Raw genomic sequence first — 22,636 nt, 5'->3', positions numbered from 1 at the left:
GAACCGGGAACCGGAGCCGGTCCGAAGTTGTCAGAGTCGAGGGTTAGCATCCCCGGCGGCGAGGGAGGGCGCTTTATGTCGTGGTGGCACCGGATCAGACGCATTATCTCCGGTGGAGGGCGGGAGTCGGCGAGTTTCGTCGCGGCGTTGCTCGGCGTGCTGGTGCTCGCGGGCGCCGCGCTCGGGCAGGGCATCTCCCGGACGTCGGTCGCGGTGTCGGACGGGCTCACCTGGCTGGGAGACGACCAGCGCGGTGAGGTCGTGCAGGTCAACCCCGTGTCGGGCAGGCCGCAGACCCGGTTGCAGGTCAGCGGGCCCGACTCGCAGCTGGAGATCGCTCAGGAAGACGGCCGGTTGATCGTGCTGAACCGCCGCACCGGCGAGATCACGGTCATCGACCTGGCCACGTTGCTCGCCTCCGGCCGCCGGCAGGCACCGCCCGGTGCGTCGAGCAAGGTGCTGGTGGCGAACGGGATGGTGTTCGTCGTCGACCGCGCGGCCGGCACGGTGCACACCGCCGACCCTTTGACCCTGGCCGACGTCGGACAGACGTGGCAGGCCGGGCAGCCGTTGGCCGACGCCGTCGTGGACGAGCGCGGAGTGCTGTGGCTGGTCGATCACGGCGGCACGTTGAGGTCGCTGGACTGGTCGGATGGTGACGAGCGGTTCCAGGAACGGTCGCAGCGGCAGGTCACGGGTGCCGGGCCGCGCACTGTTCTGGTGCCGCACGACCAGGGCGTGACGCTGATCGGTCTCGACGGCGGTGTCGTGGTGCGCGACGGCACGGGGGAGGACGTCGACTCGTCGACGGACCGCTCGGACGCCGAGGTGATCGCCGCCCAGACCTCGCCGCTCGACCTGGTGCCCGCGTCGGTTCCTTCGTCCTCGACCGTGGTGCTGGTCGTCGGGCGTGAGGTCCTGCGCGTCGACGTCGGTGCCATGGGGTGCCCGAAGCCGGGGCGTCCCGCGGTGTTCCGCGACAAGGTCTACGTGCCCTGCAAGGGATCGGGCAAGGTCGTCGTGCTGGATCGCGGTGGCAGCCGCGGCGGCGACGACGTGCGGACGTCCGGCGGGGCCGACCCCGAGCTGGTGTTCGACGACGGCCGGTTGTTCGTGAACGTGCCGGGGTCGTCGACCGGTGTCCTGGTGGACGCCGACGGCGCGACCCGGTCGTTGACGATCCGCAGCCCCGAGCTGCCGGTGAAGGACCCGGACCGCTCGCCGCCGCCGTCGGTGCCGCCGCCTCCGCCGCCGAACCCGAACGAGCCGCAGAAGCCGCCGCGCAACCCTGGCAACACCGGCAACGGCACCCCGCCGGAGACGGGAACGTCGTCCACGCCGCAGTCGCCCCCGCCTTCGGTCGGTGGTGCGGCTCCTGGTGCACCCGCCGGCGTGACGGTGCGGGAGAAGTCGCGCACCGCGTCCGCCCTCGTCGTGACGGTGAGCTGGAGTGCGGCGCAGTCGGCCGAGCCGATCGTCGGGTACACCGTGGCCGGGTCCGGATCGTTCAGCGGTGGGTCGGTGTCCGCGCAGACGGCCGCGACGTCCGCCGACCTTTCGGTGCCTTGTGCGGGAACGACTTTCTGCTCCGGTGGGCGCCTGGACGTGACGGTGCGCGCCTCCACGGCGTCGACCGCCGGTGCCGCGGGCATGGGCGCGTTCACGGTGTCGCCGCCGCCGAACACGCCTCCGCCCAACACCCCGCCCCCGAACACTCCGCCTCCCAACACGCCTCCGCCGACCACCGAGCCGCCACCCCCGGTGACGACCACGACGCCCCCGCCACCCCCGCCCTCGCTGCCTTCGGCGGGTGCCGCGGTGATCACGTCGATCATCGGTGGGCCGCGCATTCCGACGCGCACGGTGAACATGGCTCCGCCCGCTGACTGGGCGAACCACACCGGCCGGTGCGAGGTCGTGAACACCACGTGGGAGTACGCGGTGGGCATCCCGTGCAACGCGACGACCGCGCGGATCTCGTTGGAGGAAGGGCCGAACCGCATCGTCGTGCGCGCCTACGCGGCGACGGGTGGCGGTCAGGTCGAGTCGGCGGGCAAGAACGCGAGCTACATCCTGGACGAGTGCCAGGGCAAGCCGGGCTGCATCCCGAAGATGGCGCCCGCAGGGGCCGGGACCGCGCCGATGGGCGTGGGCGGCCTGGGTCTGCTGGCGTGCGCGTTCCTGTTGCGCGTCGGTACTCGCCGTGGAGATGAGGACAAGTGATCGACACCGGTGAGGTTTCCGCCTTCCGCGACCTGCACACGCGGCTCGGCGACGCGGTCGAGGGCGCGGTGCGCGGCAAGCGCGACGTGGTCGACCTGGTGCTGGTGGCCATGTTCGCGGGCGGCCACGTGCTCCTGGAGGACGTGCCGGGCACGGGCAAGACGACGCTGGCCCGTGCCGTCGCGGGCGCGCTGGGCGGGGTGTCGCGGCGCGTGCAGTTCACGCCGGACCTGCTGCCGTCGGACGTGACCGGCACGTCGGTCTACGACCCGCAGACGGGTCAGATCCGGTTCCGGCCGGGCCCGGTGTTCGCGAACATCGTGCTGGCGGACGAGATCAACCGCGCGGCCGCGAAGACGCAGTCCGCGTTGCTCGAGGTCATGGAGGAGCGCACGGTCACGATCGACGGCATCGGGCACACGGTGCCCGACCCGTTCCTCGTGGTGGCGACGCAGAACCCGATCGACCTCGACGGCACCTACCGCCTGCCCGAGGCGCAGCTCGACAGGTTCATGCTGCGCACTTCGATCGGCTACCCGTCGGTCGAGGACGAGCTGGACGTGCTGCGTCCGGGCAGCGGCGCGGGCAGGATCGCCGACGTGCGCACGGTGTCGTCACCGCGCGAGGTCAGCTCGTTCAGCGCACGCCTGTCCCTGCTGCACGTGGCCGACCCGATCCTGCAGTACATCTCGGCTCTGGGCGTGGGCACCCGCTCCGACGAGCGCCTGCGTCTGGGCACCTCGACGCGTGGTCTGCGGACTTTGGTGCGGTGCGCGCAGGTGTACGCGGCGTCCAAGGGCAGGCACTTCGTGGTGCCGCAGGACGTCCAGGACATCGCCGACCCCGTGCTGGCGCACCGCCTGGTGCTCACGCGCGAGAGCGTGCTGTCGGGCGTGACGACGTCGGAAGTGCTGGCAGACGTGCTCTCCCGTGTGCCGGTGCCCAAGCCCGCCGCGCAATGAGACTCACCGCGCGCGGCACCGGAACGGCGGTGCTGGGCCTGCTCATGCTCGGGGTGGGCCTGTGGTGGCGCTACGCGGGCATGGCGGCGTTCGGCCTGGCCCTGACCGCACTGGTGATCGCCTCGATCATCTCCGTCCTGGTGGCCTCACCCCTGACGGTGTCCCGCACGGTCCGCCCTCGCACCGTGCCACGCCTGGCCCGCTGCACCGGCCGCCTCGAACTCTCGTCGTCGGGCCGCTGGCCCGTGGCGCTGGACGCGGTGGACATGGTGGCGGGTGCCGCCATGGACGTGGACGTGCCGCTGCTCAAGCCCGGCGTGGTGGAGGCGGCCGACTACGCGATCCCGACCGAACGCCGAGGCGTGTTCGACGTGGGCCCGCTGACGTTGCGCCGCAAGGGACTCGCCGGTCTGGCCCAGGCCCGCACGGTGCTGGGCGAGGTGGTCCAGGTGCGTGTGATCCCGCGCGTCCTCCCGGTCCGGGGCCTGCCCTCCGGAGCCCGCCGAGGCCAGGTGGGAGCCGACGAACGAGTGGAGCGCGGCGGCACGGACCTGGTGGGCCTGCGCGAGTACGTGCCGGGCGACGACCTGCGCCGCCTGCACTGGGCGACGTCCGCCCGCACCGGCACGCTGATGATCCGCGAGGACGCCGACCCGGCCCGCCCGCACCTGGCCGTGCTGCTGGACGACAGCGCCTCTTCTTATGACGACCCGCAACGCTTCGAGGAAGCCGTCGAGGTGGCGGCATCTCTGATCACCTCGGCTCTTGAGCAGGGGCACCCGGTGCGGCTGCTGACCTCGTCGGGCAGCACGGACCTGGAGGAACAGCAGGACTCGGCGCCGATCCTGTCGGCCCTGGCGGACCTGGAGCTGCAGGACGTGGACGGCCGCCCGACCGTGCCGGTGCGGGACCTCGACGTGGTCGCGGTGATCAGCGGGCGGACGGTGCCGGCTCTGGTGCTGGAGGCGGGGCGGGCGGCGTTCGGGACCTTGCTGGTGGTGGACGAGAAGAAGCCGGTGAGCGCTGCCGGGTCCGTGCTGGTGATCAGCGGGGCCAGGGCCGAGGACCTGGTGGACTCGTGGAACGCGGTGGTGTCGCGGTGAAGCGCGAAGTGATGAAGTTCGCGTGGGTGTCCGCACTGCTGCTCGTCGGTTCCCTGCAACTGGCCCAGGCCTGGGACGGCGCGTTCGTCTACTTCGGACTCGCCGCCTTCTCTGGTTTCCTGGCTCTGCTGCTCAAGAAGTTCGTCCCGGCGGGTCTCGCCGCCCTGGCCGTGATGGTCGTCGCGATGACCGGCGGCTTCTTCCTGGCTCGCGGCGCGTCCCCTGACCGCGACCCCACGTGGGTCCTGCTCGACACCGTGCCCCGGCTGCTCACCGCCGCCCGGCCCGCCCCCGCCACACCGGAGTTGCTGGTACCGGGTCTGTTGCTCATCATCGGCATCTCCACCGGCGCGGTGTTGTCGGTGACCAAGCGCGGGACGGCGTTGTTCGTGCCCGCTCTCGGTGCCGCCACCCTGTACGTGGCGGCCGCGTTGCTGACGACGGGGCGGGCGGACAGCTACGGGCTGGTGGCGCTGACGTTGGTGGTGGTGCTGGCGCTGGGCTGGCTGATCATCGACCGGCGTGGGCCCGTGGTGCCGCCCGCGGTGTTGGCGACCACGTTGGCGGCCTTGACTTTGCTGGCGTTCGTGTTGCCCACCAACGGGTTCGAGCCGCGCAAGCTCGTGACGCCGCCGGTGACCGACATCGCCATCTCGAATCCCTTGCCGCAGCTGGCCTCGTGGGCGGCGCAGGGGGAGGCCGAGTTGTTCCGGATGCGCGGGCCCGAGGTGCCGGTGCGGCTGGTGACGTTGAGCCGGTACTCCGGGGCCTCGTGGGAGGCGGCCTCTACCTACGGGCCGCTCGGTGTCGTGGAGGCGCCGGATCTGCCGTTGGGCGGGAAGTTCCAGGACGCGAGTGTGGACCTGCAGATCACCGGGTTGCAGGGGGAGTGGTTGCCGGGGGTCGGGAAGCCGCAGGCGGTGTCGTTGAGCAACGCCATGGTGGATCCGGACACCGGGTCGCTCGTGGTGGCGGACGGGCTGAAGACCGGGTTGAGCTACACGGTGCGCGGGGTGGTGGAGACACCTGCGGACAACGACCTCGCCGAGGCGCAGGTGCCCGTCGACGTCACCAAGTACACGGCGTTGCCGCGGTTGCCGTTCACGTTGGCGGACTACGCGCGGCAGGCCACGCAGAACGCACGCACGCCGTACGAGAAGGCCGTTGCGCTGGAACAGGTCGTGCGGCTCAACCGCAGGCCGGACGCGGAGGCGCCGGTCGGGTCGTCGTACGCGCGGCTGGAGACGTTCCTGTTCGGCGCGGAAGGCGAATCCGGGGCGAACGCCGGCACAGCCGAGCAGTTCGCGTCGGCCTACGCGGTGCTCGCGCGGGCCGTCGGGTTGCCGACGCGGGTGGTGGTCGGGTTCCAGCCGGTGCCCGAGCAGAACGGCGAACGCATCGTGCGTGCCGCGGACGCCACCGCGTGGCCGGAGGTGTACTTCAGCGGGTGGGGCTGGGTGGCGTTCGATCCCGTGTCCGGCAACGGAAGCGGGCCGAGCGCCGCGTCGAAGCGCGAGGTGCTGAACCGGCTCGCGTCCACCACCGCGAAGCCCACGCCGACCTCGCTCGCGTCGGTGCCGCCGCTGGTGCAGCCGAGTGCCGTCGCGGGTGACGCGGTGGCGGCGCAGCCGGCGCCGAAGTCGTTCCCGTTGTGGGTGTTCACGCCGATCGTGCTGCTGTTCGCGCTCTACGTCGCCCGCACGTCACGGCGCGTGAGACTCCGCGCGGCCGGGCCGGTGGGAGCGTGGAACGAGGTGCTCGACGCGTTGCAGCTCGCCGGGCTGAAGCCGAAACCCAGCCGCACCGTCCCGGACGTCGGGCGCGAGTGGGGAGAAGCGGGCGCACGGCTCGCGGTCGTGGTCGACCAGGCCGCGTTCGCGCCTCAGCCCGCGCCGGACGAGCACAGCTGGCGGCTCGCCCGGCAGGTGAAGAAAGCGGTGCGGCGCAAGGCTTCCTGGTGGCGCAAGCTGGTGTGGTCGGTCGACCCGAGGCCGTTGTTCCGGCGCTAGCGAACGACTAGCGGACGACCTGCGCCGGAATGCAGTTCCTGCCGGTCACCTTGAGCAGCGCCTCGCACAACGCCGGCGCGGTGTCCGAGGGGAACGGGCCGAGCCAGATGAACTGGGTGAAGCGCGGGTCCTCGGGCACGATCACCGGGCACACGTCGTCGCGCCGACTCAGTTGCGCGGTCTGGCCGACCAGCGCCGGGTTCGCGCTCTCACGATGCTGCACCCACATCGTCTCGTAGTCGAGCAGCACGCGGACGTCCGACTCCCGCATCGCGCCCTCCAGCGAGTGCAGGACGAGAACGGACGAACCGGGATCGCACGGCATGTCCGTGTATTCGAGCTGATCGGGCACAGCGGGTGACGTCGGTGTGGCACCGGTGTTCTGGGTGGACTGCGACTGGAGGTTGCCGCCGATCAGCACACCGATCCCGATGCCGACGACGAGCGGAACCACCGCCAGCAGAACGAGTGTGCGGCGCTTTCGTCCACGAGCGAACATCGGTGGGCCGGCATAACGAGCGCTTTGCACCGGGGGACCGTACGCCAGTTCGTGCGCCCGCAACAACAAGGGGGCCAGAACGTTCAGTTCTTGTTGGCACAGACCTTTGCCGAGCTGCCGCGCTCACCGCTGTAGCCGAACGCCGCGATCTGGAAACACCGCCGGTCGCCGCCACCGTCCTCGATGACGTACTTCGTGCCGCCACCGGTCACGCGCGCGAGAGCGTTCCCCTGCTCGGCCGTCACGTCGATCACCACGAAGTCGGCCTGGCCGTCGCTCGGGTCGCTCCACTCCAGTTCGATCGCCTTGCCCTGGTACTCGGCGCGTTTGAGCACCGGCACGAACCGGGGATCGGTGTTCGGCGACGGCCCCAGGTCGGCCGAGTCCGACGTCGGCACCGGGAGCGTGGTCGTGGTCGTCACGGGCGCCTGGGCCTGCTGACCGTCACCGCGGTTGAGGAAGATGCCCGCAGCGAGCCCGCCGGTCACCGCGATCACGGCCAGCAACGCCAGCACACCACCGCGTTTGCTCTTGCGGACCGGACCTGTCATCGGTTCGACGGGCAGGTCCGCGGTCAACGGCGGCACGGCCGGCAGCTGGATGTTCGGCAACTGCGGTACCTGGCGCGGCTGCGGCGGAGGCGGCGGGGCCAGGTCGTGCTGCCGGTACGTCAGGTCTTCCAACCGGCCGCGCCACGAGTCGTCGGGCTCCGGTTCGGGTTCCGGTGCCCGCTCGGGTTCGGGCTGGAAGCCGCGCGGGCCGAACCCCGGCGCCTCCGTCGGGCCCTCCGGGTAGAAGTCCGGGCGCTCGCCCAGCATCGCCGTCGCGTCGGGGTCCACAGAGGACAGTGCGGTGCCGGAGTTGGCCGCCATCAGGGCGTCCCGCAGTTCCAACGCCGACCCGTGGCGTTCGGCGCGGTCCTTGCGCAGACAGCGGTTGATCACCGCGACCAGCCACGCCGGCACGTCGAACCGGGTCAGCGCACGAGGTTCGGCACTGCTCACCCGCCCGATGTAGGACAGCATCGTGTCCTCGTCCGGGTTGTCCGAGGCGAACGGGGGCTTGCCCTCCAGCAACGTGAACAGCGTCGAGCCGAGCGACCAGAGGTCGTCCGCGAACGACGGCGCGGCGCCCTCCAGCATCTGCGGCGCAGCGTGCCGGTAGCTGATCATCTGCAGTGACGCGGAATGCCCCGCGTCGGCGCCCCGGGCGATGCCGAAATCGGCCAGCACGTAGGAAGTCGGGAGGACCAGGACGTTCTGCGGCTTCACATCCCGGTGCAGGATGCCCTGGCCGTGCGCGAACGCCAGCGCGTCCGCCACCGCGACACCCGCCGCCACGACGTCGGCGACCGGCAACGGCCCCATGGCGCGCAACCGGTCGTACAGCGACCCGCGCTCGTAGAACTCCATGACGATGCACGGGCGGCCGTCCGGCACCGTGCCGGTGTCGAGCACCGTGACGATGTGGGGGTGCTGGCGGCCCAGTTCGACGGTGATGGCGAGTTCGCGGCGGAACCGCGCCACCGTGGCCGGATCCGTCACCTGCAGGACCTTGACCGCGACGTCACGGCCGAGGCCGTCCTGCCGCGCCCGGTAGATCGTGCCCTCGCCGCCCTGCGCGATCACGCGGAAGTTGCTGAACCCGGGCAACGCGATCCCGGTCGCCGGAGCGGCCCCCGGAGCGGGGGCCCAGGCCATCAGATCGTCTTCCACCAGCGGATCCTAACCCGGAGTGATGGGGTCACCGCTGGACGTTCGGGCGGATCGGGGTCATCGGTTCAGTCGGCGAGAACTTTCACCTGGAAGCCGAGTGCCTGCAACATTCCGGTGAGCATCACGCGCGTGTTGTCCTCGGCGCGCTTGCGCAGCTCGGACTTGTCCGCCGCCTCCGCGAGCTTCTGCTCGGCCGCGACGTAGAACCGTTGCAGGTCAGGAGGTCCGGCCAACGCCTGGAAGTCGTCGATGAGACCGCGTTCCTGGCTGTAGACGTACGAACGGTCGTTGTGCAGGTTCGGCTTGTCCAGTTGCGGCTTCGGCAGCCGCAGTTCCACGGTCTTGCCGTCCGGCGAGACGACCAGCCCGTCGTCGGCGAGCGTCCCGAAGTCGACGTACGCGTTGACCGACCCGGCCGCGACGAACAACGTGCGTTGGCCCGCCAGCGCCGCCGGCACCCACTTCACGTCGTCCTCGATGTCCAGCACGACCTGGAACTCGCCCGCCGCCGCGTGGTACTGGCTCAGGTCCCGGACGGACTTGAGCATCGCGGGCTGGCTGCGGTCGATCGATTCGTTGCCAAAAGGAGTCATTGGACCGAAGGCGAAAACCGCCGCGCCGAGGAGAATCACCACGGCTGCGACCAATGCTCCACGCGTCACCCAGCGCCTGTACACCGCGTTGGTGTACCCGTGAGGTGATGCGCACACACGGTCCGTATGGGCTAATCGACCCGAGCGGAATCAGTTCCGCCTCCACGTGGTTGGCTTGGACGAGACGAAAGCGATTGATCCAGGAGGCGTGCGGTGGACCCGGAGAACCTGTACGAGGTGGACTCGGAGGTGCCGGACCTGACAGGTGCGGTGCTGCTGCACCACTTCGAGGGCTTCATGGACGCCGGCGCCGCGGGCCGTCTGCTGACCGAACACCTGCTGGAGACGCTGGAGAGCCGCGTCGTCGCCCGTTTCGACGTGGACGGACTGATCGACTACCGCTCGCGCCGCCCCCTGATGACCTACGCGACCGACCACTGGGAGGACTACGCCGCCCCCGAACTGGTCGTGCACCTGCTCTGGGACAGCGCCGGGCACCCGTTCCTGCTGCTCACCGGCCCCGAGCCGGACCGCAGCTGGGAGGCGTTCGTCGAGGCCGTGAAGTCGCTGATCGACCGCTGGGGCGTGCGTCTGACCGTGGGCTACCACGGCATCCCGATGGGCGTGCCGCACACGGCCGTTGACCGTCATCGGCCACGCCACGCGCCCCGAACTCGTGTCGGAGTACCAGCCGTTCTTCAACCGCGTCCAGGTCCCCGGCAACGTCTCCGGCCTGCTGGAGTTCCGCCTCGGCCAGGCGGGCCACGACGCGATGGGCTTCGCCGCGCAGGTCCCGCACTACCTCGCGCAGTCGCAGTACCCGACCGCCGCCGTGACCCTGCTCGACGCCGTGGCGCGCGCGTCCGGCCTCGCGCTGCCCATCGGTTCGCTGGTCGACGCCGCCCAGGCCGCCGACGCCGAGATCCACCGCCAGGTGGCGGAGTCGGAGGAGGTAGCCCAGGTCGTGGAAGCGCTCGAGCGGCAGTACGACGCCTTCATCCAGACTGTGGGGAACACCGACCTCCCCAGCGCGGACGAACTGGGGGCCGAGTTCGAACGGTTCCTCGCCGAGCAGCAGCGTCCGCCGGACCACCTGTAGGAGCTTCCGCCATGGCCACCTGGGACGACGTGCGCAGGATCGCCACCTCCATGCCCGACGTGACCGAGCGCGTCCGGGAGGGCGTCGTCGACTGGCGGGTCAAGGAGAAGCTCTTCGTCTGGGAACGGCCGCTGCGCAAGACGGACCTGTCGGCGTTGGGTTCTGCCGCGCCGTCCGGGCCGATTCTGGCTGCTCGGGTGCCGGATCTGGGGGCCAAGGAGGCGTTGCTGGCCTCGGACCACTCGGTGTACTTCACGACGCCGCACTTCAACGGGTACCCGGCGATCCTCGTGCTGCTGGAGCACATCGAGGTGGGGGAGTTGGAGGAGCTGATCGTGGAGGCTTGGCATGCGCGGGCGCGGCGGCGTTAGGTGCTGTTCTTCTGCCACCACCGGGACCGGCCCGGCTCGATGCCGTTGCGGCAACAGTTGCTCGAAGCGCACTGGTCGTACATGGACGGGTTCGAGCTCATCGCGCGCGGGCCGACGTTCACCTCCGGCGTCCTGACCGGCAGCGTGCACGTCGTCGAGGTGCCGGACGCGGCGGCCGCGCGGGCGTTCGCCTTCGAGGAGCCCGTCTACCAGGCCGGTGGCTACCGCGACGTGCTGGTGCGGCGGTGGCGCAACGTCCTCGGGCGCACGATGTGGGACTCGCCCGGTGGCGGTGGGCACCTGGTGCTCGGGTTCGGCGCCGGGGAGGCCGTCGACCTCGCGCCGTCCCGATCTGAAGGGGTGGTCGCGTACGGGCCGTTGCTGTCCGACGACGGCACGGCCTGGCTCGGGACGGCGGCGTTGGTGCGGTCGGCTGATCCGGCGTCGGTGTTGAGCGTGGACCGCTATGACGCCGTCGAGGTGCACGAGTGGGAGCCGGGCGGACGTCGCTAGTGGCGCGTCTCGGAACGTGCCACACCACTAGAGCTCTGAAACGGTGATCACCTTGCCATAGCGCGGGTAGAGCGTGTTCACCAGGAACTCGTGGGTGGCCGGGTCCGGGTCGGCACACGCGTCGGCCAGGACGGTGAGGGCGTAGTCGCGGTCCATCGCCTCGCGCGCGGTGCTGAGGACGACGCCGCTCGTGCTGATGCCCGCCAACACGAGCGAGGTGACGCCACGGTTGGTCAGCTGGGCATCGAGGTCTGTGGTGGTGAACGAGCCGATGCGCGTCTTGCGCACGACGATGTCGTCCGGCTGCGGGGCGAGCTTCTCGTGGAACTGGGTGCTGGCGGCGTCGGCGTGCATCGAGTCGCGCACCACGGACGTCGCCATGCGGGCCATCACGCTCGTGGACGGGATGGCCTCGAAGTCCTCGTCGGTGAACGCCACGCGCACCCAGCCGACGTGGCCGCCGTCGGCGCGGACCTTCTCGACGGCGGTGGAGACGGTGCCCAGCAACGCTTCCGCGCCCGGGATGCGGCCGACGAGGCCGTTCTGGAAGTCCATGACGAGCAGTGCGGTGGTCATCGAACACCTTTCAGGGAACGGTCGAGCACGTTGACGAGCAGGAACAGGACGCACGCGACGACCAGGAACGCCGCGAGCTCGTGCAGGCCGCCGGTGTCGGCGCTCTCGCCGAACACGAGTCCCTGCACGGTGGACGAGACGATCGCGCCGACGTAGCCGAACGTGCGCAGCAGACCCGCCGCGGCACCGACCGAAGCCGGATCTGCCTGGCGGTACACGGAGTTCTGGAGTGCGAGGCTGCTGAGGCCCTGCGGGACACCGGTGATCACCACGACGAGCAGCAGAATCCACAGTGGACTCGAAGGACCAAGCCAGAACAACAGGACGCAGGCGGCGAGCTGGGCGAACGACGACACGATCAGCTTGCCGCGCACGGCCTCGCTGCGGCCGGTGAGAGCGGAGACCAGAATGCCCACGCCGAACATCGGCAGCATCACCAGACCCGCCTGGCCCGCCGTGAGGCCGCGGCCCGCCTCCAGCCACTGGGTGAAGCCGTAGACGAAGCTGTACGACACCAGGTACGCGAGCAGCGCGCGGCCGTAGGTGATCAGCAACGGCCGGTTCAGGCCGCTGAGGTCCAGCAGCGGTTTCCGCTCGGTGACAGCGGGCCGGGTGCGCGGGAAGTAGCGCCACCCCAGGAGGAACGCGGCCAGCGCCAGCGGGACGTTGATCGCCAGGGTGCTGCGCCAGCCGCCGAAGTCGACCAGCAGACCGCCGAGCGGCGGGCCGATCACCGAGACCGTCTGGGTGGCGATCGCGAGGATCGTCAGCACGCCACCGGGACTGTCCTCGCCGGTGCGGTCGGCCTCGTCTCGCAACAGGCGCATCGCGGCCGGATAGCCGGCGCACGTGCCGAGGCCCAGCAACACGCGCGCGACGACGAGCACGACCAGGTTCGGGGCCAGCGCTCCCAACACTCCTGCCACGCCCACGAGCGCGGTGGCGGGCAGGAAGAGCAGACGCGGGCCGTACGTGTCGATCAGGCGGCCCGCCACGGGTTGCCCGATGGCGGTGGCCACGTACAACGAGGTGATCAGCCAGGCGGTCGCGGACGGCGGTTCGCCGAACGACGCGCCGATCGGCACCAGCGCCACCGACAGGATCGTGGTGTTGATCGGGTTCAGCACGGCGCCCGCGACCAGCGGCGTGATGAGCCGCCGGTCGAACCCCGTGGCGGCGGTCATTCCTCCACCACGCGCTCCAGCAGCGTCAGCGCCTCGGCGATCACCTGCCGTTCGGACTCGCTCAGTCGCTGCGTCAACGCGTCGGTCAGCCACTCGATCCGGGTGGCGCGGGCACCCTGAGCAGCGTCGCGGCCGTCGGGGGTGAGCGTGATGAGCTGGCGGCGGCCGTCGGACGGGTCGGCGGCGCGCTGGATGAGGCCCTGCTCGTGCAGCGCGGTCAGCGTCTTGGCCATCGACTGCGGCTTGACGCGTTCGGCGCCTGCGAGCTGACTCGCGGTCGACGGCTCGTCCAGCAGCAACAGCCTGGCCAGCGCCGATGCCTGTGGCGCGGTCAGGTCGTCCACCGACGACTCGTCCTGCAGCCTGCGGCGCAACCGTCCGACGAGCACGCGCAGCCGCTGGTTGATGGCGGCAGGTTCACCCATGATAGACAGCCTAGACTGAACAGTCTGGGCTGTCGATCTGTCAGTAGCTCACGAACCGGTAGTGCAGGCCGCTGCTCGACTCCAGCCACTCGCCGACGTCGACCGGCTCGCGGTCGACGGCCGGCGCGTGGGTGTCGCCCTCGAACTCCTCGCGGATCTCGGTCACCTCGATCCGGTCGGCGAACTGCAGCGCGGCCGCGTACACCGCCGACCCGCCGATCACCCACAGGTCACCGGTGACGTCGGCGAGGGCCTTTTCCAGGCTGTCGAAGGTTTCCGCGCCGTCCTGGGGCGTGCGCGACAGCACCAGGTTGCGGCGGCCGGGCAGGGGGCGGAAGCGCGGCGGCAGCGACTCCCAGGTCAGGCGTCCCATGAGGACGGCCGCCCCGGAGGTGGTCTCCCGGAAGTGCTTCATGTCCTCCGGGATGTGCCACGGAATGGCGTTGTCGCGGCCGATGACACCGTTCGCGGCCTGCGCCCAGATCAGCCCGATCACACCGCCACCGGCGCCTTGATGCCGGGGTGCGGGTCGTAGCCCTCGATCGTGAAGTCCTCGTACCGGTAGTCGAACAGGGACGCGGCCGGGGCCATCTGGAGCGTCGGGAACTCGCGCGCGTCGCGGCTGAGCTGGAGTTCGACCTGCTCGAGGTGGTTGTCGTAGATGTGGCAGTCGCCGCCGGTCCAGATGAAGTCACCGACGCCGAGGCCGGTCTGCGCGGCGATCATGTGCGTCAGCAGTGCGTAGGAGGCGATGTTGAACGGCACGCCGAGGAACAGGTCCGCGCTGCGCTGGTAGAGCTGGCACGACAGCTTGCCGTCGGCGACGTAGAACTGGAAGAACGCGTGGCACGGTGGCAACGCCATGTTCGAGATCTCGCCGACGTTCCAGGCGGAGACGATGATCCGGCGCGAGTCCGGGTTCGTCTTCAACGTCTTCAGGACCTCGGCGATCTGGTCGACGTGCCCGCCATCGGGCGTGGGCCAGGAACGCCACTGCACGCCGTAGACGGGGCCGAGCTCGCCTTCGGGAGACGCCCACTCGTCCCAGATGGACACGCCGTGCTCCTGCAACCACTTCACGTTGCTGTCGCCGCGCAGGAACCACAGCAGTTCGTACGCGATCGACTTGAAGTGCACCTTCTTGGTGGTGATCAGCGGGAACCCGGCGGCGAGCGGGTAGCGCAGCTGGTGGCCGAAGATCGACCGCGTGCCGGTGCCGGTGCGGTCCTCCTTGCGCACGCCCTCCTTCAGGACGTGGCGGAGCAGGTCTTCGTACTGCGTGTCGGGCATGCCCCGAACCCTAGCTCCAGCGGTTGAACGAAGTCAGCCGTGACACGTCCCGTCGTTTCGCCACCGAGAACTTCTCCGCCGGGTGTCCGAGCGGGACCATCGCGGCGATCTCCCACTTGTCCGGTACGCCCAGCAACTCCAGCGTCTCGGCCTGGTGGACCCTGATCACCGTGGTCAGCGTGGTGCCGAGGCCCAGTGCGCGGGCGGCCAGGCAGAAGTTCTGGACGGCCGGGTAGACCGACGCGTGCACAGGCCCGATGTCGATGCCCTCCACCAGCGACGGCAGTCGCGGCATGAGGAAGAACACGATGACCGGGACGGACGCGAGGGTGTCGGCGAGGTGGTTCGCGGACTGCCTGACGCGTGTGCCGACCGCGTCGTCCTTCAGCGGCGGCGCGATCTCGGTGTACTTGGTGAACGCCCGGCGGTAGAGCTTGCCGACCTCCGCGCGCACCTCGGGGTCGGTGACGACGAGGTAGCGGGTGGGCTGGACGTTGCCGCCCGACGGGGCCTGCTGGGCGGCGCGCAGGCACGTCCACACGGCGTCGTCCGACACCGGTTCGTCGGTGAACCGGCGGATGGCGCGCGTGGTCATGATCGCTTCGAGGGCGTCCATCAGAACCTCGTCATGTCCGGCTCGAGGCCCAGCTTGAGCATCGAGTAGGTCTCCAGCATCCGGCGTGACACGACCGTGTGTTGTGCGGCCACGTTCACGTCGCGCAGGCAGCGTTGCAGGGCCGACGACTCGAACACCGAGCTGCCGCCGCCCGCCGCGAACGCCCGTTGCGTCACCTCGACCGCCTCGCCGGTGACGAACGAGCAGGCGAGCCGCAGCCGTGCCTTCACCGAGTCGGGGGCGGCATCGCCGTTCAGAGCGGACTCCCACGCGGTGCTGAGAGCCTCGTGCAGGAACGCCGCCGAGGCCGAGAGCCGGGCCTCCATCAGGGCGAGTTCGATCTGGACGCCCGTCTGCTCGGCGAGCCGGGTGGTCGCGTGCTGCGGGGTCTTCTCGGTGGCGAGCGCCTCGATCTCGTCGATCGCGCGCCGGGCCACGCCGAGGCACACGGATGCGACGCCCGCGGCGAGGAAGCTGAAGTACGGGAAGACCGTGATCGGGCCTTCGATGCCGGGCGTGATGCCGATCGGCCAGATGGCGCGGTTCGGGGGCAGGAACGCGTCCTGCACCGAGAACTCGTGCGAGGCGGTGGCACGCAGGCCAGCGGCGTGCCAGGTGTCATGGATCGTGACGTCCTCACGCGGGTACACGGCCAGACGCGGGCCAACGGGCGTGATCGTGCCACCGATGACCCACGACGAGTACGCGACGCCGCTGCCCCAGCCCCAACGGCCGGTGACGCGGTAGCCCTCGCCGGTCTCGACCGCCTTGCCCAGCGGCGCGGCGGTGCCCGCGATCAACGCGCGCGGGTCGCCGAACACCTCGTCGGCGGCGTCCGTCGGCAGGTACCAGGCGAGCGACGACGAGGTGGTGGTCGTCATCGCGGTCCAGCCGGTCGAGGCGTCCGCCCTGGCCAGCTCCTGGACAGTCCGGCTCCACTCGGGCAGGCCGGTTTCGGCGCCGCCGTAGCGCTTCGGGGCGATCAGGCGGTGCACGCCGTGGTCGACGAGCGCGGTGAGCACCGGCTCGGTGAGGGCGCGCTGCTGCTCGGCCCGGGGTGCCTCGGCGCGGATCAGGGCGTGGAGATCCATGCGGGCGATCTTGCCCCTGGCACTACAGCTTGGCGAGCGCCTCAACGAGTGGCTTCAGCTCGGGGACGTCCCCGGCCTCCGACAGCGACTGGCTCAGCACCTCGTCGTGCGTGGGGCGGGCGTCGGCGAGCAGCGCGTGGCCCTTCTCGGTGACCTCGGTGTAGATGCCGCGCCGGTCGGTGGGGCAGAGGTAGCGGGCGAGCAGACCGCGGTCCTCGAGTCGCGTGACCAGCCGCGTTGTGGCTGACTGGCTGAGCACGACGGCGTTCGACAGCTGGTTCATCCGAAGGTGGAAGCCGTCCTGGCGGTTGAGGACGTCCAGAACGGTGTACTCGCTGACGGAGAGCTCGTGGGCCTTCTGCAGCGCGCGTTCGAGGCGGTCCTCGATGCGGGCGTGCAGCGCCGCGAGTGTGCGCCAACCCTGTGCACGCGCCTGGACGGCGTCGTCGTCCAGTGACATAGGTCAACCCTTCTCGAATAGACAGCGTGTGCAACTATTGCGTACGCTCGTAATCGTCTTCAACAAGTCTACCGGGGAGAGACATGGATCTGTCGGGACGCACGGCACTTGTGACGGGCTCCACCGCGGGCATCGGCTTCGCCACGGCGGAAGGCCTGCTCAAGGCGGGTGCCGCCGTCGTCGTCACGGGCCGCAGCGAGGAGACCGTCGCCGAGGCGGTCGGCAAGCTCAGCGGGCACGGTGACGTGCGCGGGGTCGCGACGGACCTCGCCACCGCGGCCGGTGCCGCGACGCTGGTCGAGCAGGTGCCCGACGTCGACGTGCTCGTCAACAACCTGGGCATCTACGGCGCGAAGCCGGTCTTCGAGATCGACGACGCCGAGTGGCAGCGCTACTTCGACACCAACATCATGTCCGGCGTCCGCCTGGCCCGGCACTACACGCCCCGCATGGTCGACCGCGGCTGGGGCCGGGTGATCTTCGTCAGCAGCGAGTCCGGCGTCTTCACGCCGACCGAGATGGTCCACTACGGCATGACGAAGACCGCGCAGATCGCCATCTCGCGCGGCATGGCCCAGGAGGTCAAGGGCACCGGCGTCACCGTGAACTCGGTGCTGCCCGGCCCGACCCTGACGCCGGGCGTCGAGGAGTTCATCCGCGACCGCGTCGGCGACGGCGGCGAAGCGGAGTTCGTCCGCACCGAACGCCCCACGCTGCTGCTGGGCCGCCTGATCCGCCCCCACGAGGTCGCGAACCTCATCACCTACGTCGCGTCGGACCTGTCGTCCGCGACGACCGGAGCCGCGTTGCGCGTCGACGGCGGCACCGCACCGACGCTGATTCCCTGATCACAGTAAGGATTTCGCTTTGAACACCGTGAAGCTCAACAACGGCGTCGTCATGCCCCAGCTCGGCTACGGCGTCTGGCAGGTGCCCGACGCGGAGGCCACCCCGGCCGTCGCTGAGGCGCTGAAGGCCGGCTACCGCAGCATCGACACGGCCGCCGCCTACGGCAACGAGGCGGGCACCGGCGCGGCCATCGCGCAGTCCGGTGTGGACCGTGACGACGTCTTCGTCACCACCAAGCTGTGGAACGACGACCACGGCTACGACGCGACGCTGCGCGCCTTCGACACCTCGATGTCCAAGCTGGGCCTCGACGTCCTCGACCTGTACCTGATCCACTGGCCGACCCCGGCGCGTTCGCTGTACGTCGACACCTGGAAGGCGTTCGTCGAACTGCAGAAGGAGGGCCGGGTCCGCGCGATCGGCGTCTCCAACTTCCAGCCCGCACACCTGCAGCGCCTGATCGACGAGACCGGCGTCGTGCCGGCGGTCAACCAGATCGAGCTGCACCCGTACTTCCAGCAGGCCGAGGTGCGCGCGTTCAACGCTCAGCACGGCATTCAGACCGAGGCCTGGTCCCCGCTCGGCCAGGGCGGCGACCTGCTGACCGACCCGGTCGTGCAGAAGATCGCGCTGGCGCACGGCAAGTCCGCGGCGCAGGTCGTGCTGCGCTGGCACCTGCAGATCGGCAACGTCGTGATCCCGAAGTCTGTTACGCCGTCGCGGATTCAGGAGAACTTCGACGTGTTCGGCTTCGAGCTGCCGGACGCCGAGGTGGAGGCGATCGCGGGGCTGGACCGGGGTGGCCGCATCGGTCCGAACCCGGACGAGCTGAACTAGTTCCGCATTCTCACCTGGCCCGCGTCGCATCGGCGACGCGGGCCGGTGCGCTCGTATGATGGTTTGATGCCGGACGAGCAGGATTACGACATCGCCGTCTCGTTCGCAGGCGAGCACCGCGACTACGTCGAACGAACCGTGGCAGCCGCGAAGGCCGCCGGGATCCGGGTGTTCTACGACCGCGACATGACCGTTGAGTGGTGGGGGAAGGACATCCTCGTCGAGCAGCGGAAGATGTACGGGTCGCGTACGCGCTACTTCGTGCCGTTCATCTCGAACGAGTACTTCAACAAGCCCTATCCGCGCGACGAGTTCGACGCGGCGATGTTGACCGCAGTGAAGCAGGGAGACGGCTACATCCTTCCGGTGCTGGTGGGCGATGTCGTGGTGCCCGCCGAGTTGCTGCATCCGCACGTGGCGTACCTGAAGTCGCACGACTACACGCCGGAAGAGCTCGCCGAGGTGCTGCGGAGGAAGGTCGGCGCCGCGGCCGACTCCGGTCAGGAGCCGCGTGACGTGAGTTCGGTGGTGCGGTCGGCCTTGAAGCTGCCGATGCCGCGGATTCCGCGCGACTACGACAAACGCGAGGAACTGCAGTCGATCTACGCTTACCTGCTGGAGCGGTTCAGGGACGCGGCGCCTCAGTTGGAAACGGCCGGATTCCCCGCGAGCGTGCGAGAGTACGACCTGGCTACCCGCGACGGGAAGTCCAAGCAGTTCATGACGTTTGAAGTGATGCGTTGGCAAGCCAACGTGTATTCGCTCCACCTCTCTGTGGACGAGGACATTTTCGACACGTGGCTGACCCTGCGGGTCGGAAATGCCTACGCACCCGATGTAGCCACAGCGGTCCCGTTCTTCGACGTGAACGCACGCCAGGCGAGAGTGAAGGTGACCGACCGGTCCGCGCCCGGCGTCCTCGGACACCACAAGCCGACGGAGTGGAACCTCACCAAAGACGAGCTCTTCGACAAGCTCTGGGCCAGGATCATCCACTGCCTGGAACAAGCCTAGAAACACGAAACCCCGGACCGCATCTCCGCGGTCCGGGGCTTCGCCGGCAACGAGCCGAACAGCACTGTGGCCGTCGAACCCCCGGTTCGACGGCCACAGCACTCAGGCCCGCATGACTGTGGCGATGGGAATCCGCGCCGCCCGGATCGCCGGGATCAACCCGCCGAGCACACCGGCGACCAGACCCGCGATCACCCCGGCAACCCCGGCCTCCCAAGGAAAGGTCGTCCCCTCCAGCGACGGGAACCGGCTGCCGAACATCATCAGCGCCACGTGCAGCCCGGCCACGCCGGTGCCGATCGCGAGCCCCGCTGTCAGCAACCCGGTCAGCAACGTCTCAGCGAGCACGATGCCCGCCAACAAAAGTCGGGACATGCCGACCGCGCGGCGCAACGCGAACTCCTCGACGCGTTCGCCGACGGTGGCGAGGCCGACGTTGAGGATGCCGGCGACGCCGATCAGCAGCACCATGAAGGCCATGCCGAGGAAGATCAGGCGCATGATCCTCAGCTCGGACTCCATGTTCTCCTTGGACTTCACGACCTGGAAGTGCAGCTGCTCCTGCGGCACGCCCGCGGCCACGATCTTCGACTTCAGCAGCTGCTGGAGGTCGTCGGTGCCGGGCTTGAGGTAGAGCTCGAGGCTCGTGCCGCCGCCGCGGAACTTGTCCACCTCACTGGGTTCGACGCTGGACGGCATCCAGGTGCGGAGTTCGTCGAGGCGCATGTAGGCGCGCGGCTGGCCGTAGCCGTCGGTGACGACGCCGACGATCTGTGGCGTCATGTGGTGCGTGGCGCCGTCGATCATCATCTCGCCCGGGACGCGGTACTGGTTGAGGCCCTTGGCGGCCTCCTCGTTCAGCACGATCCGCGGGGCCAGCGACGGGGCGGTGTTGAAGTCGAGCCAGCTGCCGGAGACCGGGCGGAACGGCTTGAACGGGCGGATGTCGCCGGTCAGCGCCACCAGGCCGACCTCGATGGCCTGGCCGTCCGGCTTCTTCTCCTGCTGCTTCTGCTCGGTGCAGGTGCCGTTGGCGTCGCAGTAGACCATCGGGCCGCCGTAGTCGCCGCCGCGGCCCGCGTACTCGAACGGCATGCCGCCCTCGTTGACCGGACGCACGCCCGGCTCGCCGATGATGGCCCGCGACTGGATCATCGCCACGGCGTCGGTGCGGCCCTTCAGGGTCGACTCGACGATGCCGGGCGCGCCCTTCTCGCCGGGGACGTAGCCCATGATCGTGCCGTCTTTGCCCGCCTGGAGCTCGATGTTGGTGAGCATCGCCCGTTCGGCGATCTCGGAGCCCGCCTGTACCGCCACGACCGCGAGGACGCCGAGGAACAGCGACACCATCGACAGGAACGTGCGCAGTTTGCGGGCGCGGATGCCCTGTCCACCGATGACCACGGCGGACCGGAACTTGCCGGAAAGCATCAGTTGAACCGCCCGTCGCGCAGCTCCATCACGCGGCCCATCTTGGCGGCGTGGTCGTGGTCGTGCGTGACCAGCACGAGGCCGCAGCCCTGCCTGGTCGTGTTGAGCAGCACCTCGACGACGAGGTTGCCGGTCTCGGTGTCGAGCGCGCCCGTGGGCTCGTCGGCGAGGATGATGCGCGGCTGCCGCACCAGAGCGCGGGCGATCGCGACGCGCTGCTGCTCACCACCGGAAAGCCTGCTGGGCTTGGACTTCGACAGGTGCGCGATGCCGACCTGCTCCAGTGCCTCCATCACCTGCTTCTTGCGCTTGCTCCGCGACGACCAGCCCTGGCCGTTCACCAGCGCCATCGCCACGTTCTGCGCCGCGGTGAGATGCTTGAGCAGGAAGAATCGCTGGAAGACGAACCCGAACTCCGCGCTGCGCAACGCCGCCGCCCTGCGTTCGGCGAGCTTCGTGATGTCGTTGCCGTGCAAGAGGTACTGGCCCTCGTCGGCCTTGTCGAACAGGCCGATCAACGACAGCAGCGTCGACTTGCCCGAGCCCGAGCGGCCGAGGATCGCGACGCTCTGTCCCGCGTGCACGGTGAAGTCCACACCGGACAGGATGGTCCGCGGTTCCCCTTGGCCCTTCAGGACTTTCGTGATCCCGCTGAGTTGCAGCAGCGCCGGTTGGGCGGGCTGCACCTGCACGGTCGGCTGGTCGAAGGACTGCGTCATCACGGTCCCGTCGGCTTGCTCTGGTCGCCGCCCTGCTGCTGGCCCTCCGGCAGGTTCGGACCCGGCACGGCCAGTTCCTCGTCACCGGTGAGACCCGACTTGACCTCGATGACCTTGCCGTCGGTCAGGCCCAGTGTCACGTCCGTGGTGCGGCGCGAGCCGTCCTGCGCGATCACGTCGACCTTGCCCTTGCCCTGCTGGCCCGCCACCGCTTCGACCGGCACGACCAGCGCCTGCGCCGACTTGCCCGTGGTGACCTCGATCGACGCGGTGGCGCCGTTGATCATCTGCACGTCCGCCGGCGCCGTGCACACGATCCGAAGACCCGTCGAGGAACTGGGCTGCTGCTGCGGTTGCTGGGGTTGTTGCGGCTGCTGCGGCTGGTCCTTCTTCTCGCCGTCCTTGTTGTCCGGCGTCACCGGAGGCTTCTCCGGGATGGTGCCGGACGGCAGCGCGGCGATCGTGCCGAGCACCGTGCACGGGAACGGGCCGGGGCCGTTCTTGATCTGCACCGTCACGTCGGTCAGCGCGCCGTTGATCTTGTACGCCTGCTGCCCGTCGATGTCGCCGACGATCGCGTAGCCGACGTGCTTGGCCGACGCGATCGGCATGCCCGCCTTCACCGTCGCCTTGTCGTCCACCAGCCTGCCGCTGAACGTCGACCCCGCCGGGGCCTCGACGTAGTTCGGCGTCTGGCCCTTCCACACCGTCGCGACCCGGATCGGCCTGGTCGGCGTGCCGTTCGGGGTCGGGACGTCGAAGTACCTGACCTCGCCGTCGGCCGGCGCGACGAGCCCGAACGTCGGGTTCATCTCGACCTTGCCCGCGATGCTGAGCTTCGTCGTCAGGTCCTGCTTGGTGGGCTTGACCTTGGTCATCTGCGTGCCGCGTGGCGCCAGCTCCGGATTGGCCTGGTCCGGACCTGACGGACTGCACGCAGCCACGCTCACCGTGACCAGCGCGCACAGCGGCGCGAGAACGAATTTGCGCACGAATGTCCCCCATGTCGTTTCGGCCAACCTACCGATAAGGACACCTGATACCTCGGGGAGGTTGC

General features: G+C 69.8%; 23 protein-coding genes and 1 pseudogene. 10 read left to right on the top strand and 14 right to left on the bottom strand.

Features of this window, described 5'->3' with window-relative positions; translation table 11 throughout:
* Positions 1–147 precede the first annotated feature (147 nt).
* Genes JNUCC0626_RS19230 through JNUCC0626_RS19215 form a run of 4 tightly spaced genes read left to right on the top strand, consistent with a single transcriptional unit; the run spans position 148 to position 6,297 of the window.
* Positions 148–2,223 carry a hypothetical protein gene (locus JNUCC0626_RS19230; protein ID WP_394621142.1) on the top strand — a complete coding sequence of 692 codons (2,076 nt, stop codon included), beginning with the start codon at positions 148–150 and terminating at the stop codon, positions 2,221–2,223.
* Positions 2,220–3,185, top strand: coding sequence for an AAA family ATPase (locus JNUCC0626_RS19225; protein WP_394621141.1), 966 nt, complete (start codon positions 2,220–2,222; stop codon positions 3,183–3,185). The genes JNUCC0626_RS19230 and JNUCC0626_RS19225 overlap by 4 nt, the downstream gene beginning before the upstream one ends.
* Positions 3,182–4,288 (top strand): DUF58 domain-containing protein, encoded by a 1,107-nt coding sequence (locus tag JNUCC0626_RS19220; protein ID WP_394621140.1) that lies wholly within the window; start codon positions 3,182–3,184, stop codon positions 4,286–4,288. The genes JNUCC0626_RS19225 and JNUCC0626_RS19220 overlap by 4 nt, the downstream gene beginning before the upstream one ends.
* Positions 4,285–6,297 (top strand): transglutaminase domain-containing protein, encoded by a 2,013-nt coding sequence (locus tag JNUCC0626_RS19215; RefSeq protein WP_394621139.1) that lies wholly within the window; start codon positions 4,285–4,287, stop codon positions 6,295–6,297. The genes JNUCC0626_RS19220 and JNUCC0626_RS19215 overlap by 4 nt, the downstream gene beginning before the upstream one ends.
* Positions 6,298–6,304: 7 nt before the next feature.
* Here the strand turns inward: JNUCC0626_RS19215 and JNUCC0626_RS19210 are convergent, their stop codons facing one another.
* From JNUCC0626_RS19210 to JNUCC0626_RS19200, 3 genes are all read right to left on the bottom strand, one after another.
* Complete coding sequence (locus JNUCC0626_RS19210; RefSeq protein WP_394621138.1) at positions 6,305–6,826, bottom strand: hypothetical protein; 522 nt, start codon at positions 6,824–6,826, stop codon at positions 6,305–6,307.
* Between the two features lie 53 nt (positions 6,827–6,879).
* Positions 6,880–8,511 carry a serine/threonine-protein kinase gene (locus JNUCC0626_RS19205; protein WP_394621137.1) on the bottom strand — a complete coding sequence of 544 codons (1,632 nt, stop codon included), beginning with the start codon at positions 8,509–8,511 and terminating at the stop codon, positions 6,880–6,882.
* Positions 8,512–8,576: 65 nt separating this feature from the next.
* Complete coding sequence (locus JNUCC0626_RS19200; RefSeq protein ID WP_394621136.1) at positions 8,577–9,104, bottom strand: DUF4230 domain-containing protein; 528 nt, start codon at positions 9,102–9,104, stop codon at positions 8,577–8,579.
* Between the two features lie 213 nt (positions 9,105–9,317).
* On the opposite strand from JNUCC0626_RS19200, the pseudogene JNUCC0626_RS19195 reads away from it, so the two are divergent.
* The 3 genes and pseudogenes from JNUCC0626_RS19195 to JNUCC0626_RS19185 all read left to right on the top strand — a co-directional run bounded on the left by JNUCC0626_RS19195 (position 9,318) and on the right by JNUCC0626_RS19185 (position 11,087).
* Positions 9,318–10,203: pseudogene (locus JNUCC0626_RS19195) on the top strand (proteasome assembly chaperone family protein).
* Positions 10,204–10,214: 11 nt separating this feature from the next.
* Entirely contained in the window at positions 10,215–10,574 is a 360-nt protein-coding gene (locus tag JNUCC0626_RS19190) for an MmcQ/YjbR family DNA-binding protein (RefSeq protein ID WP_394621135.1), read from the top strand.
* The gene (locus JNUCC0626_RS19185) at positions 10,575–11,087 is read left to right on the top strand and encodes a YciI family protein (RefSeq protein ID WP_394621134.1); all 513 of its coding nucleotides are present in this window, start codon (positions 10,575–10,577) and stop codon (positions 11,085–11,087) included. It begins immediately after the preceding gene.
* Positions 11,088–11,114: 27 nt separating this feature from the next.
* Here the strand turns inward: JNUCC0626_RS19185 and JNUCC0626_RS19180 are convergent, their stop codons facing one another.
* From JNUCC0626_RS19180 to JNUCC0626_RS19145, 8 genes are read right to left on the bottom strand one after another with little or no spacing between them, the layout of a single operon-like run.
* The gene (locus JNUCC0626_RS19180; RefSeq protein ID WP_394621133.1) at positions 11,115–11,663 is read right to left on the bottom strand and encodes a cysteine hydrolase family protein; all 549 of its coding nucleotides are present in this window, start codon (positions 11,661–11,663) and stop codon (positions 11,115–11,117) included.
* The gene (locus tag JNUCC0626_RS19175; RefSeq protein ID WP_394621132.1) at positions 11,660–12,847 is read right to left on the bottom strand and encodes an MFS transporter; all 1,188 of its coding nucleotides are present in this window, start codon (positions 12,845–12,847) and stop codon (positions 11,660–11,662) included. Before JNUCC0626_RS19175 ends, JNUCC0626_RS19180 begins: the two co-directional genes overlap by 4 nt.
* Entirely contained in the window at positions 12,844–13,272 is a 429-nt protein-coding gene (locus JNUCC0626_RS19170; protein WP_394621131.1) for a MarR family winged helix-turn-helix transcriptional regulator, read from the bottom strand. Before JNUCC0626_RS19170 ends, JNUCC0626_RS19175 begins: the two co-directional genes overlap by 4 nt.
* A gap of 40 nt (positions 13,273–13,312) precedes the next feature.
* A complete protein-coding gene (locus JNUCC0626_RS19165; RefSeq protein ID WP_394621130.1) occupies positions 13,313–13,768 on the bottom strand; it encodes a dihydrofolate reductase in 456 nt (151 codons plus the stop codon).
* Positions 13,765–14,562, bottom strand: a complete 798-nt coding sequence (locus JNUCC0626_RS19160; RefSeq protein WP_394621129.1) for a thymidylate synthase — start codon at positions 14,560–14,562, stop codon at positions 13,765–13,767. The genes JNUCC0626_RS19165 and JNUCC0626_RS19160 overlap by 4 nt, the downstream gene beginning before the upstream one ends.
* 10 nt (positions 14,563–14,572) lie before the next feature.
* Positions 14,573–15,178, bottom strand: coding sequence for a nitroreductase family protein (locus JNUCC0626_RS19155; protein ID WP_394621128.1), 606 nt, complete (start codon positions 15,176–15,178; stop codon positions 14,573–14,575).
* Positions 15,178–16,269: an acyl-CoA dehydrogenase family protein gene (locus JNUCC0626_RS19150; RefSeq protein WP_394621127.1), complete on the bottom strand. Its 1,092-nt coding sequence runs from the start codon at positions 16,267–16,269 to the stop codon at positions 15,178–15,180. The genes JNUCC0626_RS19155 and JNUCC0626_RS19150 overlap by 1 nt, the downstream gene beginning before the upstream one ends.
* Positions 16,270–16,291: 22 nt before the next feature.
* The gene (locus JNUCC0626_RS19145; RefSeq protein ID WP_382443335.1) at positions 16,292–16,729 is read right to left on the bottom strand and encodes a MarR family winged helix-turn-helix transcriptional regulator; all 438 of its coding nucleotides are present in this window, start codon (positions 16,727–16,729) and stop codon (positions 16,292–16,294) included.
* A gap of 83 nt (positions 16,730–16,812) precedes the next feature.
* Here JNUCC0626_RS19145 and JNUCC0626_RS19140 point away from each other — a divergent pair, with 83 nt between their 5' ends.
* The 3 genes from JNUCC0626_RS19140 to JNUCC0626_RS19130 all read left to right on the top strand — a co-directional run bounded on the left by JNUCC0626_RS19140 (position 16,813) and on the right by JNUCC0626_RS19130 (position 19,429).
* The gene (locus tag JNUCC0626_RS19140; RefSeq protein WP_394621126.1) at positions 16,813–17,577 is read left to right on the top strand and encodes an SDR family NAD(P)-dependent oxidoreductase; all 765 of its coding nucleotides are present in this window, start codon (positions 16,813–16,815) and stop codon (positions 17,575–17,577) included.
* 52 nt (positions 17,578–17,629) lie between these two features.
* Entirely contained in the window at positions 17,630–18,415 is a 786-nt protein-coding gene (locus JNUCC0626_RS19135; RefSeq protein ID WP_394622062.1) for an aldo/keto reductase, read from the top strand.
* 66 nt (positions 18,416–18,481) lie between these two features.
* Positions 18,482–19,429, top strand: coding sequence for a TIR domain-containing protein (locus JNUCC0626_RS19130; protein ID WP_394621125.1), 948 nt, complete (start codon positions 18,482–18,484; stop codon positions 19,427–19,429).
* Positions 19,430–19,531: 102 nt separating this feature from the next.
* Here JNUCC0626_RS19130 and JNUCC0626_RS19125 read toward each other — a convergent pair whose 3' ends face one another.
* Genes JNUCC0626_RS19125 through JNUCC0626_RS19115 form a run of 3 tightly spaced genes read right to left on the bottom strand, consistent with a single transcriptional unit; the run spans position 19,532 to position 22,571 of the window.
* Positions 19,532–20,860, bottom strand: coding sequence for an ABC transporter permease (locus tag JNUCC0626_RS19125; RefSeq protein ID WP_394621124.1), 1,329 nt, complete (start codon positions 20,858–20,860; stop codon positions 19,532–19,534).
* Positions 20,860–21,579, bottom strand: a complete 720-nt coding sequence (locus tag JNUCC0626_RS19120; RefSeq protein WP_394621123.1) for an ABC transporter ATP-binding protein — start codon at positions 21,577–21,579, stop codon at positions 20,860–20,862. The genes JNUCC0626_RS19125 and JNUCC0626_RS19120 overlap by 1 nt, the downstream gene beginning before the upstream one ends.
* Complete coding sequence (locus tag JNUCC0626_RS19115; protein WP_394621122.1) at positions 21,579–22,571, bottom strand: efflux RND transporter periplasmic adaptor subunit; 993 nt, start codon at positions 22,569–22,571, stop codon at positions 21,579–21,581. The genes JNUCC0626_RS19120 and JNUCC0626_RS19115 overlap by 1 nt, the downstream gene beginning before the upstream one ends.
* Positions 22,572–22,636: the final 65 nt, after the last annotated feature.

This window comes from Lentzea sp. JNUCC 0626 (assembly GCF_043632865.1).
GTDB lineage: Bacteria > Actinomycetota > Actinomycetes > Mycobacteriales > Pseudonocardiaceae > Lentzea.
Note: the sequence above shows the minus strand (reverse complement) of the source record. Positions and strands in the feature narration are given on the sequence as shown.

Excerpts from the sequence above, each read along its gene's own strand:
- JNUCC0626_RS19220 (WP_394621140.1), top strand. The coding sequence starts at position 3,182 with ATGAGACTCACCGCGCGCGGCACCGGAACGGCGGTGCTGGGCCTGCTC.
- JNUCC0626_RS19200 (WP_394621136.1), bottom strand. The coding sequence starts at position 9,104 with ATGACTCCTTTTGGCAACGAATCGATCGACCGCAGCCAGCCCGCGATG.
- JNUCC0626_RS19190 (WP_394621135.1), top strand. The coding sequence starts at position 10,215 with ATGGCCACCTGGGACGACGTGCGCAGGATCGCCACCTCCATGCCCGAC.
- JNUCC0626_RS19180 (WP_394621133.1), bottom strand. The coding sequence starts at position 11,663 with ATGACCACCGCACTGCTCGTCATGGACTTCCAGAACGGCCTCGTCGGC.
- JNUCC0626_RS19175 (WP_394621132.1), bottom strand. The coding sequence starts at position 12,847 with ATGACCGCCGCCACGGGGTTCGACCGGCGGCTCATCACGCCGCTGGTC.
- JNUCC0626_RS19170 (WP_394621131.1), bottom strand. The coding sequence starts at position 13,272 with ATGGGTGAACCTGCCGCCATCAACCAGCGGCTGCGCGTGCTCGTCGGA.
- JNUCC0626_RS19160 (WP_394621129.1), bottom strand. The coding sequence starts at position 14,562 with ATGCCCGACACGCAGTACGAAGACCTGCTCCGCCACGTCCTGAAGGAG.
- JNUCC0626_RS19155 (WP_394621128.1), bottom strand. The coding sequence starts at position 15,178 with ATGGACGCCCTCGAAGCGATCATGACCACGCGCGCCATCCGCCGGTTC.
- JNUCC0626_RS19150 (WP_394621127.1), bottom strand. The coding sequence starts at position 16,269 with ATGGATCTCCACGCCCTGATCCGCGCCGAGGCACCCCGGGCCGAGCAG.
- JNUCC0626_RS19145 (WP_382443335.1), bottom strand. The coding sequence starts at position 16,729 with ATGTCACTGGACGACGACGCCGTCCAGGCGCGTGCACAGGGTTGGCGC.
- JNUCC0626_RS19140 (WP_394621126.1), top strand. The coding sequence starts at position 16,813 with ATGGATCTGTCGGGACGCACGGCACTTGTGACGGGCTCCACCGCGGGC.
- JNUCC0626_RS19135 (WP_394622062.1), top strand. The coding sequence starts at position 17,630 with ATGCCCCAGCTCGGCTACGGCGTCTGGCAGGTGCCCGACGCGGAGGCC.
- JNUCC0626_RS19130 (WP_394621125.1), top strand. The coding sequence starts at position 18,482 with ATGCCGGACGAGCAGGATTACGACATCGCCGTCTCGTTCGCAGGCGAG.
- JNUCC0626_RS19125 (WP_394621124.1), bottom strand. The coding sequence starts at position 20,860 with ATGCTTTCCGGCAAGTTCCGGTCCGCCGTGGTCATCGGTGGACAGGGC.
- JNUCC0626_RS19120 (WP_394621123.1), bottom strand. The coding sequence starts at position 21,579 with ATGACGCAGTCCTTCGACCAGCCGACCGTGCAGGTGCAGCCCGCCCAA.